Source organism: Pseudomonas sp. 14P_5.3_Bac1, assembly GCF_025466135.1.
Lineage (GTDB): Bacteria > Pseudomonadota > Gammaproteobacteria > Pseudomonadales > Pseudomonadaceae > Aquipseudomonas.
Map to the genome: position 1 here is coordinate 153,271 of NZ_JANLOF010000057.1, position 16,229 is coordinate 169,499.

16 protein-coding genes are annotated in these 16,229 nt (G+C 62.1%); 10 read left to right on the top strand and 6 right to left on the bottom strand.

The window, feature by feature from the left end; all coding sequences use genetic code 11:
* The 8 genes from NTD89_RS14575 to hemN all read left to right on the top strand — a co-directional run bounded on the left by NTD89_RS14575 (position 1) and on the right by hemN (position 8,417).
* On the top strand, positions 1 to 186 hold the full coding sequence (locus tag NTD89_RS14575; protein WP_003193169.1) for a CcoQ/FixQ family Cbb3-type cytochrome c oxidase assembly chaperone: 186 nt from the start codon (positions 1 to 3) through the stop codon (positions 184 to 186).
* Complete coding sequence (gene ccoP, locus NTD89_RS14580; protein WP_242195823.1) at positions 183 to 1,160, top strand: cytochrome-c oxidase, cbb3-type subunit III; 978 nt, start codon at positions 183 to 185, stop codon at positions 1,158 to 1,160. Before NTD89_RS14575 ends, ccoP begins: the two co-directional genes overlap by 4 nt.
* A 337-nt stretch (positions 1,161 to 1,497) precedes the next feature.
* Positions 1,498 to 2,913 (top strand): cytochrome c oxidase accessory protein CcoG, encoded by a 1,416-nt coding sequence (ccoG, locus tag NTD89_RS14585; RefSeq protein WP_145159047.1) that lies wholly within the window; start codon positions 1,498 to 1,500, stop codon positions 2,911 to 2,913.
* A gap of 15 nt (positions 2,914 to 2,928) precedes the next feature.
* Positions 2,929 to 3,468 (top strand): FixH family protein, encoded by a 540-nt coding sequence (locus tag NTD89_RS14590; RefSeq protein WP_106576345.1) that lies wholly within the window; start codon positions 2,929 to 2,931, stop codon positions 3,466 to 3,468.
* A gap of 101 nt (positions 3,469 to 3,569) precedes the next feature.
* Complete coding sequence (locus tag NTD89_RS14595) at positions 3,570 to 6,020, top strand: heavy metal translocating P-type ATPase (RefSeq protein ID WP_262208360.1); 2,451 nt, start codon at positions 3,570 to 3,572, stop codon at positions 6,018 to 6,020.
* 22 nt (positions 6,021 to 6,042) lie between these two features.
* Complete coding sequence (gene ccoS, locus NTD89_RS14600; RefSeq protein WP_262208362.1) at positions 6,043 to 6,255, top strand: cbb3-type cytochrome oxidase assembly protein CcoS; 213 nt, start codon at positions 6,043 to 6,045, stop codon at positions 6,253 to 6,255.
* Positions 6,248 to 6,931 (top strand): sulfite exporter TauE/SafE family protein, encoded by a 684-nt coding sequence (locus NTD89_RS14605; RefSeq protein WP_262208363.1) that lies wholly within the window; start codon positions 6,248 to 6,250, stop codon positions 6,929 to 6,931. The genes ccoS and NTD89_RS14605 overlap by 8 nt, the downstream gene beginning before the upstream one ends.
* 103 nt (positions 6,932 to 7,034) lie before the next feature.
* Positions 7,035 to 8,417, top strand: coding sequence for an oxygen-independent coproporphyrinogen III oxidase (gene hemN, locus NTD89_RS14610; protein ID WP_262208365.1), 1,383 nt, complete (start codon positions 7,035 to 7,037; stop codon positions 8,415 to 8,417).
* Positions 8,418 to 8,424: 7 nt separating this feature from the next.
* On the opposite strand, the gene NTD89_RS14615 is transcribed toward hemN, so the two are convergent.
* Positions 8,425 to 8,895 carry a hypothetical protein gene (locus NTD89_RS14615; RefSeq protein WP_262208367.1) on the bottom strand — a complete coding sequence of 157 codons (471 nt, stop codon included), beginning with the start codon at positions 8,893 to 8,895 and terminating at the stop codon, positions 8,425 to 8,427.
* Positions 8,896 to 9,048: 153 nt separating this feature from the next.
* Here NTD89_RS14615 and fnr point away from each other — a divergent pair, with 153 nt between their 5' ends.
* Together fnr and NTD89_RS14625 are read left to right on the top strand one after the other, a co-directional pair.
* Positions 9,049 to 9,783: a fumarate/nitrate reduction transcriptional regulator Fnr gene (gene fnr / locus NTD89_RS14620; RefSeq protein ID WP_106576340.1), complete on the top strand. Its 735-nt coding sequence runs from the start codon at positions 9,049 to 9,051 to the stop codon at positions 9,781 to 9,783.
* A gap of 81 nt (positions 9,784 to 9,864) precedes the next feature.
* Positions 9,865 to 10,413, top strand: a complete 549-nt coding sequence (locus NTD89_RS14625; protein ID WP_145159059.1) for an adenine phosphoribosyltransferase — start codon at positions 9,865 to 9,867, stop codon at positions 10,411 to 10,413.
* Between the two features lie 108 nt (positions 10,414 to 10,521).
* On the opposite strand, the gene NTD89_RS14630 is transcribed toward NTD89_RS14625, so the two are convergent.
* The 5 genes from NTD89_RS14630 to dnaX form a co-directional block, all read right to left on the bottom strand.
* Positions 10,522 to 11,670 (bottom strand): acyl-CoA dehydrogenase family protein, encoded by a 1,149-nt coding sequence (locus NTD89_RS14630; RefSeq protein WP_262208368.1) that lies wholly within the window; start codon positions 11,668 to 11,670, stop codon positions 10,522 to 10,524.
* Positions 11,671 to 11,858: 188 nt separating this feature from the next.
* Positions 11,859 to 12,461: a recombination mediator RecR gene (gene recR, locus NTD89_RS14635; protein ID WP_106576337.1), complete on the bottom strand. Its 603-nt coding sequence runs from the start codon at positions 12,459 to 12,461 to the stop codon at positions 11,859 to 11,861.
* 66 nt (positions 12,462 to 12,527) lie between these two features.
* Positions 12,528 to 13,562, bottom strand: a complete 1,035-nt coding sequence (locus NTD89_RS14640) for an NADP-dependent oxidoreductase (RefSeq protein ID WP_145159063.1) — start codon at positions 13,560 to 13,562, stop codon at positions 12,528 to 12,530.
* A 133-nt stretch (positions 13,563 to 13,695) separates the two neighbouring features.
* Positions 13,696 to 14,034 carry a YbaB/EbfC family nucleoid-associated protein gene (locus tag NTD89_RS14645; RefSeq protein WP_083357362.1) on the bottom strand — a complete coding sequence of 113 codons (339 nt, stop codon included), beginning with the start codon at positions 14,032 to 14,034 and terminating at the stop codon, positions 13,696 to 13,698.
* A 43-nt stretch (positions 14,035 to 14,077) separates the two neighbouring features.
* Positions 14,078 to 16,147 (bottom strand): DNA polymerase III subunit gamma/tau, encoded by a 2,070-nt coding sequence (gene dnaX / locus NTD89_RS14650; protein WP_145159066.1) that lies wholly within the window; start codon positions 16,145 to 16,147, stop codon positions 14,078 to 14,080.
* Between the last annotated feature and the right edge of the window lie 82 nt (positions 16,148 to 16,229).

Consider the following 16,229-nt stretch of genomic DNA (forward strand, 5'->3'; position numbering starts at 1 on the left):
ATGGATATCGGGATGATTCGTGGCCTGGGCACCGTTGTGGTGATGGTGGCCTTTATCGGCCTGGCGCTGTGGGTGTTCAGCCCCAGGCGCAAGTCGGAGTTTGACGACGCAACCATGTTGCCTTTTGCGGATGACCCCGAAGCCATCAAGCACGTCGAGCAAGCGTCTAGGAGTAACAAAGAATGACTACGTTCTGGAGTCTGTACGTCACAGTCCTCAGTCTGGGTACCATCTTCGCCCTGACCTGGCTGCTGCTGTCGACCCGCAAGGGCCAGCGCACCGAGCAGACGGACGAGACCGTCGGCCACTCGTTCGATGGCATCGAGGAATACGACAACCCGCTGCCCAAATGGTGGTTCATGCTGTTTGTCGGCACCATCATCTTCGCCCTCGGCTACCTGGCGTTGTACCCCGGCCTTGGCAATTGGAAAGGCCTGCTGCCGGGCTACAACTACCTCGACAACGACAAGCAAACCCCCTTCGCCAACGGCCAGACCGGCTGGACCGGCGTGCACGAATGGGAAAAGGAAATGGCCAGGTCGGAGGCCAAGTTCGGCCCGATCTTCGCCAAATTCGCCGCGATGCCGATTGAAGAGGTTGCCAAGGACCCGCAGGCCTTGAAGATGGGCGGCCGCCTGTTCGCCTCCAACTGCTCGGTGTGCCACGGTTCCGACGCCAAGGGCGCCTACGGCTTTCCCAACCTGACCGACGCCGATTGGCGTTGGGGCGGCGAGCCGGCGACCATCAAGGAAACCATCATGAAAGGCCGCCACGCGGTGATGCCGGCCTGGGCCGAAGTCATTGGCGAGCAAGGCGTGGCTGACGTGGCGGGCTTTGTGGTGACCAACCTCGACGGTCGCAAACTGCCGGAAGGCGCCAAGGCCGATGTGGCCAATGGCGCGAAACTCTTCGCCGCCAACTGCGTGGCCTGCCATGGCCCTGCCGGTAAAGGCACGCCCGCGATGGGCGCGCCGGACCTGACGCACCCGGGTGCATTCATCTACGGTTCGAGCTTCGCGCAACTGCAGCAGACCATTCGTTATGGCCGTCAGGGCCAGATGCCAGCGCAGGAGTTGCTGCAAGGCAATGACAAGGTGCACTTGCTGGCGGCCTATGTTTACAGCCTGTCCCATGGCGACAAGCCAGCTGAAGAGCAGTAAGACACAAAAGCAAACGGTGAGAGGGGGCTTGCCCCCGATAGCGGTGCCTCAGTGACAGTTGATCAACTGACATGCCGCAATCGGGGGCAAGCCCCCTCGCACATTTGAAGCGCATTCGACTGCCTGCAAATCTGCAACACAGCCAAAACCGACCATACTTCACAAGTCAATTGATCCAGATCACTTACACCATCAATTGATTTCCCCCAACGCGACCAAAGGTCGCACCCGTGCAGCACTGCCGCAGGCGTATCATTACGCCACTGCAAGAGCCTATTTTTGACCCCGGTTGGCACGTACTGGCCGAGGCAAATCTCCACCGCCGTGGGATGCAATGATGAGCAACCAAATACCGGTACATGACGTTACCCCGCCTGCCAAAAACGCCAGTCAGTCCGTCGACCTGTATGCGTCGCGAGAGAAAATCTACACCCGCGCCTTTACCGGCTTGTTCCGCAACTTGCGTATGCTGGGCGGCGCCGTTTTGTTCCTGCTGTACTTCGGCACCGTGTGGCTGAACTGGGGCGGGCATCAGGCGGTTTGGTGGAACTTGCCGGAGCGTAAATTCTTCATTTTTGGCGCGACCTTCTGGCCACAGGATTTCATTCTGCTGTCGGGCATTCTGATCGTGGCCGCCTTTGGCCTGTTCTTTATCACCGTGTACGCCGGTCGCGTGTGGTGTGGCTATACCTGCCCGCAAAGCGTGTGGACCTGGATCTTCATGTGGTGTGAAAAGGTCACCGAAGGCGACCGCAACCAGCGCATCAAGCTCGACAAGGCGCCGATGGGCGCCAACAAGTTCCTGCGCAAATTCAGCAAGCACACGCTGTGGCTGTTGATCGGCTTTGTCACCGGCATGACGTTCGTTGGCTACTTCTCGCCGATCCGCGAGCTGGTGTTCGACTTCTTCACCGGCCAGGCCGACGGCTGGTCGTACTTCTGGGTCGGCTTTTTCACCCTGGCCACCTATGGCAATGCCGGCTGGCTGCGCGAACAGGTGTGCATCTATATGTGCCCGTACGCGCGTTTTCAAAGCGTGATGTTCGACAAGGACACCCTGATCGTTTCCTACGACCCACGCCGTGGCGAAGTGCGTGGCCCGCGTAAAAAAGGCACCGACTACAAGGCCCAGGGCCTGGGCGACTGCATCGATTGCACGATGTGCGTGCAGGTGTGCCCCACTGGAATCGATATCCGCGACGGCCTGCAAATCGAATGCATCGGCTGCGCTGCGTGTATCGACGCGTGCGACAACATCATGGACAAAATGGAGTACCCGCGCGGCCTGATCAGCTACACCACCGAGCACAACCTGTCGGGGCAGAAAACCCATAAATTGCGCCCGCGCCTGATCGGTTACGCGCTGGTATTGCTGGCAATGATCAGCCTGTTGGTCGGTGCATTTTTCATGCGCTCGCTGGTCGGTTTCGACGTCAGCAAAGACCGTGTGCTGTTCCGTGAAAACGCCGAAGGCCGCATCGAAAACGTCTACAGTCTGAAGATCATGAACAAGGACCAGCGCGACCACACCTACGTGCTCGACGCCTCGGGCCTGCCGGACCTCAAGCTGCAGGGTCGACGCGAAATCAAAGTGGCGGCCGGGGAAATCCTCAGCCTGCCGGTCGAGCTGTCCAGCGCACCCGAGCAACTGCCGTCGAGCACCAACGAGGTGACATTCATCCTCAGGGATGCCGATGACGACAGCGTCCACATTGAAGCCAAGAGCCGTTTCATCGGCCCACAAGTTCGTTAACAAGAGAGCACGACAATGCCCGCAGCTACTGCCGCAAGCCCTTGGTACAAGCACCTCTGGCCGTGGATCATCATTGGGATCCTGACCTGTTCGGTGACCTTGACCTTGTCCATGGTGACCATTGCGGTGAAGAACCCGGACAACCTGGTCAACGACAACTATTACGAGGCCGGCAAAGGCATCAACCGTTCCCTGGACCGCGAACTGCTGGCCCAGACCCTGCAACTGCGCGCCGCGGTGCACCTGGACGAACTGACCGGTGAAGTCGACCTGCACCTGACCGGCAACAGCAACCCGACCACCCTGGAACTGAACCTGATTTCTCCGACCCAGCCGGAGAAGGATCGCAAGATCAATCTGGCGCGCAGCGACAGTGAACCGGGCCGCTACATTGGCCAGGTCACCGACAAGGTCGAAGGCCGACGCTTTGTGGAATTGCTCGGTGTCGAGGGCGACAGGACCTGGCGCCTGTTCGAAGAAGAACAGGTCAGCCACGACAAGGACTTGCTGCTGGGTGATGAGCCGTTGCAGGGCGCTGAAGACCTGAAGAAGTAATAAGCCTGCGCTTCGCGCATCGCGGGCAAGCCGGCTCCCATTGCTGTGGGAGCCGGGCTTGCCCGCGATGAGGCCCTCCCCGCCGACTAAGATCTAAACCCATGAGCCCCCCAACCCCCTGCTACCACTGCGCCCTGCCCGTCCCGTCCGGCAGCCGGTTCACCGCCGTGATCCTCGGCGAACGCCGCGAACTGTGCTGCCCGGGCTGTCAGGCGGTGGCCGAAGCCATTGTGGCCGGCGGGCTGGAAAGCTATTACCAGCACCGCAGCGATGCCTCGGCCAACCCCGAAGCGCTGCCGGTGCAATTGGTGGACGAGTTGGCCCTGTACGACCGCGCCGACGTGCAAAAACCCTTTGTGCGCCATGACGGTGACCTCGCCGAAACCACCCTGTTGATGGAAGGCATCAGCTGCGCGGCCTGTGGCTGGCTGATCGAAAAACACCTGCGCAGCCTGCCTGCGGTGGCCGAGGCGCGGCTGAACCTGTCCAACCACCGCCTGCACGTGCGCTGGGCCGACGCGCAATTGCCGCTGAGCCAACTGCTCAGTGAGCTGCGCCATATCGGCTACGCCGCCCACCCTTATCAGGCTGACCGCGCCGCCGAGCAGTTGGCCGGCGAAAACCGTCTGGCCTTGCGCCAATTGGGGGTGGCGGGGTTGCTGTGGTTTCAGGCGATGATGGCAACCATGGCCACTTGGCCCGAATTCAATATCGACCTGAGCCCGGAGCTGCACGTGATCCTGCGCTGGGTGGCGATGTTTCTGACCACGCCCATCGTGTTCTACAGCTGCGCGCCCTTCTTCAAAGGTGCGCTGCGCGACCTGCGCACGCGCCACCTGACGATGGACGTGTCGGTGTCCCTGGCGATTGGCGGCGCGTATCTGGCCGGCATCTGGACCGCTATCACCGGCGTCGGCGAGCTGTATTTCGACGCGGTGGGCATGTTCGCGCTGTTCCTGCTGGCCGGCCGTTACCTGGAGCGCCGAGCGCGGGAACGTACGGCCGCCGCCACCGCTCAACTGGTCAACCTGTTGCCCGCCTCGTGCCTGCGCCTGAAAGCTGACGGCCAGAGCGAACGCATTCTGCTCAGCGAATTGGCCGTGGGTGACCGCGTGCTGGTACACCCCGGCGCGGTGCTGCCGGCAGACGGCGTCATCCTCGACGGCCAGTCAAGCATCGATGAAGCCCTGCTCACCGGCGAATACCTGCCGCAGCCACGCCACATGGGCGATGTGGTGACGGCCGGCACACTCAACGTCGAAGGAGCGCTGACCGTTGAAGTCCGCGCCCTGGGCCATGACACGCGGCTGTCCGCCATCGTGCGCCTGCTGGAGCGTGCCCAGGCCGAAAAACCGCGCCTGGCGCAAATCGCCGACCGTGCCGCGCAATGGTTTCTGCTGTGCTCGCTGATCGCCGCGGCGGTGATCGGCCTGCTGTGGTGGGAACTGGACGCCTCGCGGGCGTTCTGGATTGTGTTGGCGATGCTGGTGGCGACCTGCCCGTGCGCGCTCTCTTTGGCCACGCCAACCGCCCTCACCGCCGCCACGGGTACGCTGCATAAACTTGGGCTGTTACTGACTCGCGGGCATGTGCTGGAAGGCCTGAACCAGATCGACACGGTGATTTTCGACAAGACCGGCACCCTCACCGAAGGCCGCCTGGCGTTACGTGCGACCCATCCCTTGGGCACGCTGAACAGCGATGACTGCCTGAGCCTCGCCGCCGCCCTGGAAAACCGCTCCGAACACCCGATTGCGCGGGCTTTTGGCCGTGCGCCGCTGGCCGCCGAAGAAGTCCTGAGTTTCCCCGGCCTGGGCCTGGAAGGCCGTGTGGGTGAGCGCCAACTGCGTATCGGCCAACCGGGGTTTGTCTGCCAATTGAGTGGTTGCCCAACTCCCGCCTCGCCGGACGACGCGGGCCAGTGGCTGCTGCTGGGTGATCGTGACGGCGCACTCGCCTGGTTCGTGCTGGATGACCGTCTGCGCAGCGACGCGCCGGCCCTGTTGGCGGCATGCAAAGCGCGCGGTTGGCGCACGTTGCTGCTGTCCGGTGACAGCTCGCCGATGGTGGCCAGCGTCGCCCGCGAACTGGGTATCGACGAAGCCCACGGCGGCCTGCGCCCCGACGACAAACTGCAGGTGCTGCAACAGTTGCACAAGGAAGGCCGCAAGGTGCTGATGCTTGGCGATGGCGTCAACGATGTGCCGGTGCTCGCCGCTGCCGACATCAGTGTGGCAATGGGCTCGGCCACGGACCTGGCGAAAACCAGCGCCGATGCCGTGCTGTTGTCCAATCGACTCGACGCATTGGTGCAGGCCTTTACCCTGGCGCGGCGCACCCGTCGGGTAATCCTCGAAAACCTGCTGTGGGCCGGGCTGTACAATGGCCTTATGCTGCCGTTTGCCGCGCTCGGCTGGATCACGCCGATCTGGGCGGCGATCGGCATGTCCCTCAGCTCGTTGACTGTAGTGCTCAACGCCTTGCGCCTGACTCGCCTGCCGAGCGCGCCGACTGCAAGCGCCCCCTTAGTAACCCGCCCGCTGCCGGCCTGAGCCGCGTGGGCATGGAGTGCAGATGCCAGCTCTATACGTGATGATTCCAGCGGCGCTGCTGTTAGTCGGCGTCGCCATCTACATCTTCTTCTGGGCGGTGGACAGCGGCCAGTACGACGACCTCGACGGCCCGGCCCACAGCGTGCTGTTCGATGACCAGGACCCGAACCACTTGGCGGCTGTCGACGAAGCCAACGGGCCTGAGCAACCGCCCAAAGATCCGCCCCGTGTTTGAACTGGCGCCGCTGCTAGTCTCTGCGCTGATCCTTGGCCTGCTGGGCGGCGGTCATTGCCTGGGCATGTGCGGCGGGTTGATGGGCGCATTGACCCTGGCTATCCCCAAAGAGCAACGCAGTCGGCGCTTTCGCCTGCTGCTGGCGTACAACCTGGGGCGCATCCTCAGCTATGCCGCCGCCGGCTTATTGATCGGCCTGGCCGGCTGGGCGGTAGCCAACAGCCCGGCGGCGATGTTCATGCGTGTGCTTGCCGGTTTATTGCTGATCAGCATGGGCCTGTACCTGGCCGGTTGGTGGAGCGGCCTTACGCGCATCGAAAGCCTCGGTCGCGGCTTGTGGCGCTACCTACAGCCCGTCGCCAACCGTTTGCTGCCGGTGTCCAGCCTGCCGCGCGCGTTGCTGTTGGGCGCGCTGTGGGGCTGGCTGCCGTGCGGCCTGGTCTACAGCACGTTGCTGTGGGCGGCGAGCCAGGGCAATGCGGCGGACAGTGCGTTGCTGATGCTGGCGTTCGGGCTCGGCACCTGGCCGGTGTTGCTGGCGACCGGGCTGGCCGCTGAACGCGTCACAGCCGTGCTGCGCAAACGCAGCGTGCGTGTGGCGGGAGGCTTGCTGGTAATTCTATTTGGCCTGTGGACCTTGCCCGGTCCGCACCAGCACTGGCTGATGGGCCATTAAATCGCCATGTGGCATAGCGCCGCTCCCCGTTGATGCAAATCAACATGCTCTGCCCGGCGCACCCCTAGACTCGGCCCACTAGCCAATCCGGGGGACCGCCCGCATGCTCGACGCCATTCGTTGGGACACAGATCTGATTCACCGCTACGACTTGGCGGGGCCGCGCTACACGTCCTACCCCACCGCCGTACAATTCGACAGCCAGGTCGGCACTTTCGACCTGCTCCACGCCCTGCGCGACAGCCGCAAGGCCGTGCGCCCCTTGTCGCTGTATGTGCATGTGCCGTTCTGCGCGAACATTTGCTACTACTGCGCCTGCAACAAGGTCATCACCAAGGACCGTGGCCGCGCCCAGGCTTACCTGCAACGCCTGGAGCAGGAAATCCAACTGGTGGCCTGCCACCTCGACCCGAAACAGCCGGTCGAGCAGTTGCACTTTGGCGGCGGCACACCGACCTTTCTGAGCCACGACGAACTGCGCCAGGTCATGGCGCGCCTGCGCCAGCACTTCAACTTGCTCGACGATGATTCCGGCGACTACGGCATTGAAATCGACCCGCGTGAAGCCGACTGGGCGACCATGGGCCTGCTGCGCGAACTGGGTTTCAACCGTGTGAGCATCGGCCTGCAAGACCTCGACCCCGAGGTGCAGCGTGCGGTTAACCGCCTGCAGAGCCTGGAAGAAACCCGCGCCGTGATCGATGCGGCGCGCACCTTGCAGTTTCGCTCGATCAATATCGACCTGATCTACGGGCTGCCCAAACAAACGCCGATCAACTTCGCACGCACGGTGGAGGAAGTGATCAGCCTGCAACCGGATCGCCTGTCGGTGTTCAACTACGCGCATTTGCCGGAGCGTTTCATGCCGCAACGGCGGATCAACACCGACGACCTGCCCTCTCCGGCGGAAAAACTGCTGATGCTGCAAACCACCATCGAGCAGTTGACCCGCGCGGGCTATCGCTACATCGGCATGGACCACTTCGCGCTGCCGGATGACGAACTGGCCGTCGCCCAGGAAGAAGGCACGTTGCAGCGTAACTTTCAGGGCTACACCACCCACGGGCATTGCGACCTGATCGGGCTGGGCGTGTCGGCGATCAGCCAGATTGGCGACCTGTACAGCCAGAACAGCAGTGACCTCAACCACTACCAGAACGCCCTGGCCGGTGCGCAACTGGCTACCAGCCGTGGCCTGGTGTGCACCACGGATGATCGGTTGCGGCGCGAAGTGATTCAGCAGTTGATCTGCACCTTCAGCCTGAAATTCGAGCAGATCGAACAGGCCTTCAACATCGATTTTCGCGGCTATTTCGACGAGCTATGGCCGCAGCTGCAGACGATGGCCGCCGATGGCCTGATCGAGCTTGATGCTCAGGGCATTCGCGTATTGCCTGCCGGGCGCTTGCTGGTGCGCTCGGTGTGCATGGTGTTCGATGCCTACCTGGAGCACCAGAACAGGCAACGATTCTCGCGGGTGATCTAGGCCTGAATTATTTGGACAGCAGCGTCATTGCTTCCATTTGAGCTTCAGGCGACTCATCTTTCAGCGACTTGGACAACTGCCCCTCGGCGGTCATCAACCCGGACTGAATCGAAGCAATATCCCCCTGCAAACCGGCGACCTTCGCCTGGCGTGCCTCCGGGCTCAGGGCCGTGTCATTCATGGCTGCTGAAAGCTGAGCCATCTTCTCGGCAAGCTGTTTCCTGAGTTCGCGGATCATTTTCAGCAGCTGTTTGATGGTGTCTTTCAGATTGCTGTCGTCGATGTCCTGGTTAGGGTTGCTACCGGCTTGAGAAGCCTTGAGCCCTGCCCCGGATATCTTCACCACCACACCTTCGCCGGGCGTGGGTGGAGGCGCAGGTTTGTCATCGACCTTCTTGCCCGCAAGCGCATCAGCGGCCGTCAAAACCTGCGGGGCCTTGGTAGTAATGACAGGGTTATTGAAAGGGATTACCGACATGACCTGAGCTCCAGCTCATAGGGATTCACCTATGTATCGGTATCGATACAAAAACCTTTATGCACGTGCCGCTTTTTTGTACACGCTGGTCTGATCCCCCCTCGGTGCGTTACCCTTACGTCTTATGTGTGTTTTCCCACAAGGATTTAAGAAATGTCCGAGCCAGTCAAACTGCGCGCTCACAGCCAGGCTCACTGCAAGGATTGCAGCCTGGCCCCCCTCTGCCTGCCACTTTCGTTGAATCTGGAAGACATGGAAGCGCTGGACGAAATCGTTAAACGCGGCCGCCCGCTGAAAAAGGGCGAGTTTCTGTTTCGCCAAGGCGACAAATTCGATTCCGTTTATGCAGTGCGTTCAGGCGCGTTGAAGACGTTCAGCCTCAGCGACAGCGGCGAAGAGCAGATCACCGGGTTCCACCTGCCCAGCGAACTGGTCGGGTTGTCCGGCATGGACACCGAGATTCACCCGGTGTCGGCCCAGGCGCTGGAGACGACATCGGTGTGCGAAATCCCCTTCGAACGCCTGGATGAACTGGCCCTGCAATTGCCGCAGCTGCGTCGCCAATTGATGCGAGTGATGAGCCGCGAGATTCGCGACGACCAGCAGATGATGCTGTTGTTGTCGAAGAAAACCGCCGACGAGCGAATCGCCACGTTCCTGGTCAACCTGTCGGCGCGTTTCCGTGCCCGTGGGTTCTCGGCCAATCAGTTCCGCCTGAGCATGTCGCGCAATGAAATCGGCAACTACCTGGGCCTGGCGGTGGAAACCGTGTCCCGCGTGTTCACGCGCTTCCAGCAAAACGAGCTGATTGCCGCTGAAGGCAAGGAAGTGCATATCCTCGATCCGATCCAACTGTGCGCGCTGGCCGGCGGCTCCCTGGAAGGTTGATCCAGCCGCTTGCGGCCGCGCCAATCGGCGAGGCCGCAGGTATACTTCGAGTCCGTTTTCCGCTCTCAGGACTCTTCGACGATGACCTTCGATTCGTTCGACATCAAATCCCTGATCCGCCCTGTCATCGACTTCCCCAAGCCTGGGGTTATCTTTCGTGACATCACCCCGCTGTTCCAATCGCCCCGCGCCCTGCGCCTGGTCGCCGACAGCTTTGCCCAGCGTTATGTCGAGGCCGATTTCACCCACATCGGCGCGATGGATGCACGCGGCTTTCTGATCGGCTCGATCATCGCCTACCAACTGAACAAACCGCTGATTCTGTTCCGCAAACAGGGCAAGCTGCCGGCTGACGTGCTGGCCGAGGGTTATCAGACCGAATACGGCGAAGCGTTTCTTGAAGTGCACGCCGACAGCCTGTGCGAAGGCGACTCGGTGCTGATGTTCGATGACCTGATCGCCACCGGCGGCACCCTGATCGCGGCGGCTAATCTGGTGCGGCGCATGGGCGCGAGGATTTTCGAGGCGGCGGCGATTATCGACCTGCCGGAACTGGGCGGCTCGCAACGCCTGCAAGACATGGGCATTCCGACGTTTTGCCTGACGCAGTTTGCGTTGACCGAGCGTTAAGAGGCGTCTGTCAGGGCCTCATCGCGGGCAAGCCCGGCTCCCACAAGTGACCGCGTTCCAATGTGGGAGCTGGCTTGCCTGCGATAGCGTCCCAAAGACCACCACCGATCAAAGCCCCATCTGCTTGCTGATGATTTCATTCATCACCTCGCGCGTGCCGCCGCCGATGGACAAGATGCGATTGTCGCGGTACAGCCGCTCCACCAAATTGCCGCGCATGTAACCCTGGCCGCCAAGGATCTGCACCGCGTCATAAGTCACGCGGTCGGCGGTGTCGGTGGCCAGGTTCTTGGCCATGGAAATCTCCTTGATCACACTCTTGCCGGCCGCCATCTTCGCCGCCTGGCGGTAGGTGAATTCCCGCGAAACCTCCACCGCCGTGGCCATTTCCGCCAGCCGGTGCTTGAGCACCTGGAATTTGCCGATGGGTTTGCCGAACGCTTCGCGCTGGGCGGCCCATTTGAGACTCTCCTCCAATGCAAGCTGCGCGGTCATATTGGCCATCAGCGCCAGGGCCAGGCGCTCACTCTGGAAGTTGCCCATGATGCAGGCAAAGCCCATGTTCTCGACGCCGATCAGGTTGCCCACCGGCACACGGCAATCGTCGAAAAACAACTCAGCCGTGTCCGATGCCCACCAGCCCATTTTCTTCAGCGGCTGGCCGACCGTGAAACCGGGCGTGTCTTTCTCGATGAGCAATAAGCTGATGCCGCCAAAGCCCGGCCCGCCGGTGCGCACCGCGACGGTGTAGAAGTCGGCACGCACGCCACTGGTGATAAAGGTTTTGCTGCCGCTCACGCGGTAATGCTCGCCATCGCGGATGGCGCGGGTTTGCAGGTTGGCGACATCGGAGCCGCCACCCGGCTCGGTGACCGCCAGCGCGCTGATCTTCTCGCCGGCCAATACCGGAGGCGCAACGCGCTCGCGCACCTCGGGTCGCGCCCATTTGACGACCGGTGGCAGGCCGATATCCAGCGAACCCAGGCCAGCCACCACACCACCGGAGCCGCAGCGCATCAGCTCTTCGCTGGCGGCGACCTTGGCGAACAGGTCACCTTCGTGACTGCCGCCCAGGCTTTCGGGGTAACCAATGCCGAGGATTCCCGCCGCGCCGGCCTTGAGGTACAACTCACGGGGAAAGCTTTGCGCTTCCTCCCACTGCTCAATGCCCGGCAACATCTCGCGCTCGACAAAACGGCGCACGCTGTCGCGAACCAATTGGTGGCTGGGGTCGAAGTAGTCCTGATAGGCAGACATCGGCAAGCTCCACGGTGGGGTGGAGCGAAATTACCAAGCGCTTGCTTGGTTTTCAAGATCCCCCTTACACCACAAAACCACTGTGGGAGCTGGCTTGCCTGCGATGGCGTTGGAGCAGAGACGTCGATGTCGCCTGACACTCCGCCATCGCAGGCAAGCCAGCGCCCACATTTGAACAGCGGTGTGGCTTAGAGGGCGATCGGCTTGCGGCCTGCAAACGAATGCGCCAGTGTCCCGCCGTCCACCAATTCCAGCTCGCCGCCCAACGGCACGCCATGGGCGATGCGCGAGGTAATCAAGCCTTTATTGGTCAGCAGCTGGGCGATGTAATGCGCGGTGGCTTCGCCTTCCACCGTCGGGTTGGTCGCCAGGATCACCTCGGTAAACGTGCCCTGCTCTTCAATGCGCGCCACCAACTGCGGAATGCCGATGGCTTCCGGCCCCAGGCCATCGAGCGGCGACAGATGGCCCTTGAGCACGAAGTAGCGCCCGCGATAGCCGGTCTGCTCCACCGCGTACACATCCATCGGCCCTTCCACCACGCACAGCAGCGTGTCGTCGCGACGCAGGTCGGCGCATTGCGGGCAAAGGTCTTCTTCGGTGAGGGTGCGGCACTGGCGACAGTGGCCCACACCGGTCATGGCCTGACTCAAGGCCTGGGCCAACCGGGTGCCACCGCTGCGATCACGCTCCAGCAGTTGCAGCGCCATACGCTGGGCGGTTTTCTGACCGACACCCGGCAAGGTGCGCAAGGCGTCGATCAGTTGGCGAATCAGGGGGCTGAAGCTCATGAGCGAATGGTCCGACAAAACAACGAGACGCGGTTTATACCCGCGCCCCGGATTAGCGTCAAATGGTCAATCCTGCGCGACGCGTACCACCAACTTGCCGAAGTTGCGTCCCTCGAGCAAACCGATAAAGGCTTCGGGCGCCTGCTCCAGGCCCTCCACCACGTCTTCGCGGAACTTGATCTTGCCATCCCGCACCCACGGCGCCATGGCGCTGAGGAATTCGGGCTGGCGATCGCCATAGTCGTCAAACACGATAAAACCCTGGATGCGCACGCGTTTGGTCAGCAAGGTGCGTTGCAACGCGGGCAGCCGGTCCGGCCCGCTGGGGGCTTCATGGGCGTTGTAGCCGGCAATCAGGCCGCACAAGGGAATGCGTGCCTTGGGATTGAGCAGCGGCAATACCGCGTCGAAGACCTTGCCACCGACGTTTTCATAATAGATGTCCACGCCGTTGGAGCACGCCAGGGCCAGCTCTTGGGCAAAGTTGGCGCTCTTGTGATCGACGCAGGCGTCAAAACCCAGCTCGTCCACCACGTAGCGGCACTTGTCCGCGCCACCGGCGATGCCCACTACGCGCAAGCCCTTGAGCTTGGCCACCTGGCCCACCACCGAGCCGACTGCGCCAGACGCCGCCGCGACCACCAGGGTTTCGCCGGCCTGAGGCTGACCAATATCCATCAACCCCATGTACGCCGTCATGCCCGGCATCCCCAGCACACCCAGCGCCATCGACGGGCTGGCCAGGCCACCGGGCACCGGCATCAGGTTACGGCCGTCGCTGATGCTGTGGCTCTGCCAGCCCGTGGAACCGACGACCAGGTCGCCAACTTCAAATTTCGGATTACGCGACTGCTCGATACGGCTGACAGCGCCACCAGTCATTACCTCGTCGATTTCCACCGGTGCGGCGTAGGACGGTGCGTCGCTCATGCGGCCGCGCATGTACGGGTCGAGCGACAGGTACAGCGTTTTCAAGAGCACCTGGCCGTCCGCCAGCTCCGGCAAATTCACGCGCTCCAGGCGAAAGTTTTCAGGAGTTGGCGCACCTTGCGGGCGCGAGACCAGCACGATGCGCTGGTTGAGAATGGGTTCTTGAGGCATGAGGGGGCTCCTTTATCGAATGCGTCGGTATAGGGTGCAGACCATGCTTGCCACGCCAGGGTTCGATTGGATCGGCACAAACAAAAATGCCAGGCACTGGGCCTGGCATTTGATTCTAGCCAAGGCTAGACCATCAGAACGGCATCTTCATGCCCGGTGGCAGTTGCATGCCAGCGGTCACGCCGGACATTTTGTCCTGGCTGTTGGCTTCGATCTTGCGCACGGCGTCGTTGACGGCCGCGGCGAACAGCGCTTCAAGCATCTCCAGGTCATCTTCGCTGGTGCCTGGCAATACGCTTGGGTCGATGCTCACGCGCTTGATGTCGTGACGACCGGTCATCACCACGCTAACCATATCGCCACCGGCTTTACCGGTGACTTCGGCGTTGGCCAGTTCTTCCTGCATCTTGGCCATCTTTTCCTGCATCTGCTGTGCCTGCTTCATCAGGCCGGCCATGCCACCTTTCATCATGGGAATCACCTCAAAAGTACGTGGATCAATTAATAGCCCGGTGTCATGACGCTTGGGGCACCGGGGCTTCGACAGGTTCAATAGTATCGTGACGCACGACCGCACCGAACTGTTGCATCATTTGCTGGATGAGCGGATCAGCCTGGATCGAGTTCTCGGCATCGCGCTGACGGTTGATGCGTCGGCGTGTTGCGGCCTGGGCCGGGGTTTCCTGCTCGGGCTTGATCAACTCAATGGTGATGGTCAGCGTGCGCTCATGGTACTGGTTCAATGCATCGTTGAGCCGGCGTTGCTGGGTCGCGTTGAACAGCGCGCTGTGCGCCGGGTCCAGGTGCAACAGCCAGTGATCGCCATCGATGGCAATCAAGGTGCAGTTGGCGGCGATGCTGCCGGTCATGCCGGAGATCGGCAACTTCGGAAACAATTCCAGCCATTGCAGCGCCAGGCCGGTGGCAGGGGCCGCAGCCGGTTCCGCCTCGGGCTCGGGTGCAGGCTCAGCGGTGTGTTCGCTGGCCAGGTCATCGAGGTAGCTGTAGGCCGAATCCATGTCCGGCTCGATGTAATCTTCGTCCAGCGGCGGTTCGTCATCGAGGTCGATGCCGGGTGTTGCGGCTTCAACCTGGGCGACGGTCGGCTCTGGAACCGGGGCAGACACCCACTCGGGTGCGTCCGGCACCACGCTGTCGGGCGTCGGCGTCGGCATCGGCGTGAGTTCGGGCTGCTCACCGCTGGTTTCCAGCACGGGCTCCACGGCAGGCTGCAGTTCCACGTCGGGCTCGGCGTCTACCGGGTCATTCCACGGCAGGTCGACCACGGCTTCGGGCTCGGGCTCAGTCACCGGCGCCGGCGCGATGGCTGGCGTCACCGGCTCTGGCGCAGCCACTACCGGCTCAGGCGCGGGCGCCACGGGCGCAGGCGCAGCAACTACTGGCGCGACTACGGCCGCGCCAGCCACTGGTTTGGCGGAATCAACTGTGGCCTGGCTGATCCCCACTGGCTTTAGCGGCTGTCTCGGCGCGTCGGCCGCATCCGCCGGTCGGAACGCCAGCATCCGCAGCAGGACCATTTCAAAGCCACCGCGCGGGTCCGGTGCCAGCGGCAGGTCGCGGCGCCCGATCAGGCCCATCTGGTAGTAGAACTGCACATCTTCGGCCGGCAATGCCTGGGCCAGCGCCAATACGCGGTCGCGGTCGCCATGGCCGTTGTCGACACCTTCAGGCAACGCCTGGGCGATCGCAACGCGGTGCAAGACGTTGAGGATTTCCGACAGCACGCCGTTCCAGTCCGGGCCTTGTTCCGACAAGTGGCGCACCGCTTCAAGCAACGCCTTGGCGTCGCCCTCGATCAGCGCGTGCAGCACGTCGAACACCTGGCCATGGTCGAGGGTACCGAGCATGGCGCGCACGTCGGCGGCCATCACCTTGCCTTCGCCAAAGGCGATGGCCTGGTCGGTGAGGCTCATGGCATCGCGCATCGAACCATCGGCCGCGCGGCCAAGCAGCCACAGCGCGTCGTCTTCGAACGGCACGTTCTCGACACCCAGCACGTGAGTCAAATGCTCGACCACGCGCTCAGGGGTCATGTTTTTCAGGGAAAACTGCAGGCAGCGCGACAGAATCGTTGCAGGAAGTTTCTGCGGGTCGGTGGTGGCCAGGATGAATTTGACGTACGGCGGCGGCTCTTCCAGGGTTTTCAACAACGCGTTGAAGGAATGGCTGGAAAGCATGTGCACTTCGTCGATCAGGTAGACCTTGAAGCGGCCACGGCTCGGTGCGTACTGCACGTTATCGAGCAACTCGCGGGTGTCTTCGACCTTGGTGCGGCTCGCGGCGTCGATCTCGATCAAGTCGACGAAACGCCCTTCATCGATCTCGCGGCACACCGAACACGTGCCGCAAGGCGTCGAAGTGATACCGGTTTCACAGTTCAGACATTTGGCGATGATGCGTGCGATGGTGGTCTTGCCCACCCCTCGCGTGCCGGTGAACAGGTAGGCGTGGTGCAGCCGTTGGCTGTCCAAGGCATTGATCAGAGCCTTGAGCACATGGGTCTGGCCGACCATTTCGCGGAACGAGCGCGGACGCCATTTACGTGCAAGAACCTGATAACTCATCGAAAACCGTCGCAACTGGGAAGCGGAAGCCGGTAATGCTAGCGGAGCAAGGGGGAAATTGCATCCGGCACGCTCGTCTAAT

Excerpts from the sequence above, each read along its gene's own strand:
- NTD89_RS14575 (WP_003193169.1), top strand. The coding sequence starts at position 1 with ATGGATATCGGGATGATTCGTGGCCTGGGCACCGTTGTGGTGATGGTG.
- ccoP (WP_242195823.1), top strand. The coding sequence starts at position 183 with ATGACTACGTTCTGGAGTCTGTACGTCACAGTCCTCAGTCTGGGTACC.
- ccoG (WP_145159047.1), top strand. The coding sequence starts at position 1,498 with ATGAGCAACCAAATACCGGTACATGACGTTACCCCGCCTGCCAAAAAC.
- NTD89_RS14590 (WP_106576345.1), top strand. The coding sequence starts at position 2,929 with ATGCCCGCAGCTACTGCCGCAAGCCCTTGGTACAAGCACCTCTGGCCG.
- NTD89_RS14595 (WP_262208360.1), top strand. The coding sequence starts at position 3,570 with ATGAGCCCCCCAACCCCCTGCTACCACTGCGCCCTGCCCGTCCCGTCC.
- ccoS (WP_262208362.1), top strand. The coding sequence starts at position 6,043 with ATGCCAGCTCTATACGTGATGATTCCAGCGGCGCTGCTGTTAGTCGGC.
- hemN (WP_262208365.1), top strand. The coding sequence starts at position 7,035 with ATGCTCGACGCCATTCGTTGGGACACAGATCTGATTCACCGCTACGAC.
- NTD89_RS14615 (WP_262208367.1), bottom strand. The coding sequence starts at position 8,895 with ATGTCGGTAATCCCTTTCAATAACCCTGTCATTACTACCAAGGCCCCG.
- fnr (WP_106576340.1), top strand. The coding sequence starts at position 9,049 with ATGTCCGAGCCAGTCAAACTGCGCGCTCACAGCCAGGCTCACTGCAAG.
- NTD89_RS14625 (WP_145159059.1), top strand. The coding sequence starts at position 9,865 with ATGACCTTCGATTCGTTCGACATCAAATCCCTGATCCGCCCTGTCATC.
- NTD89_RS14630 (WP_262208368.1), bottom strand. The coding sequence starts at position 11,670 with ATGTCTGCCTATCAGGACTACTTCGACCCCAGCCACCAATTGGTTCGC.
- recR (WP_106576337.1), bottom strand. The coding sequence starts at position 12,461 with ATGAGCTTCAGCCCCCTGATTCGCCAACTGATCGACGCCTTGCGCACC.
- NTD89_RS14640 (WP_145159063.1), bottom strand. The coding sequence starts at position 13,562 with ATGCCTCAAGAACCCATTCTCAACCAGCGCATCGTGCTGGTCTCGCGC.
- NTD89_RS14645 (WP_083357362.1), bottom strand. The coding sequence starts at position 14,034 with ATGATGAAAGGTGGCATGGCCGGCCTGATGAAGCAGGCACAGCAGATG.
- dnaX (WP_145159066.1), bottom strand. The coding sequence starts at position 16,147 with ATGAGTTATCAGGTTCTTGCACGTAAATGGCGTCCGCGCTCGTTCCGC.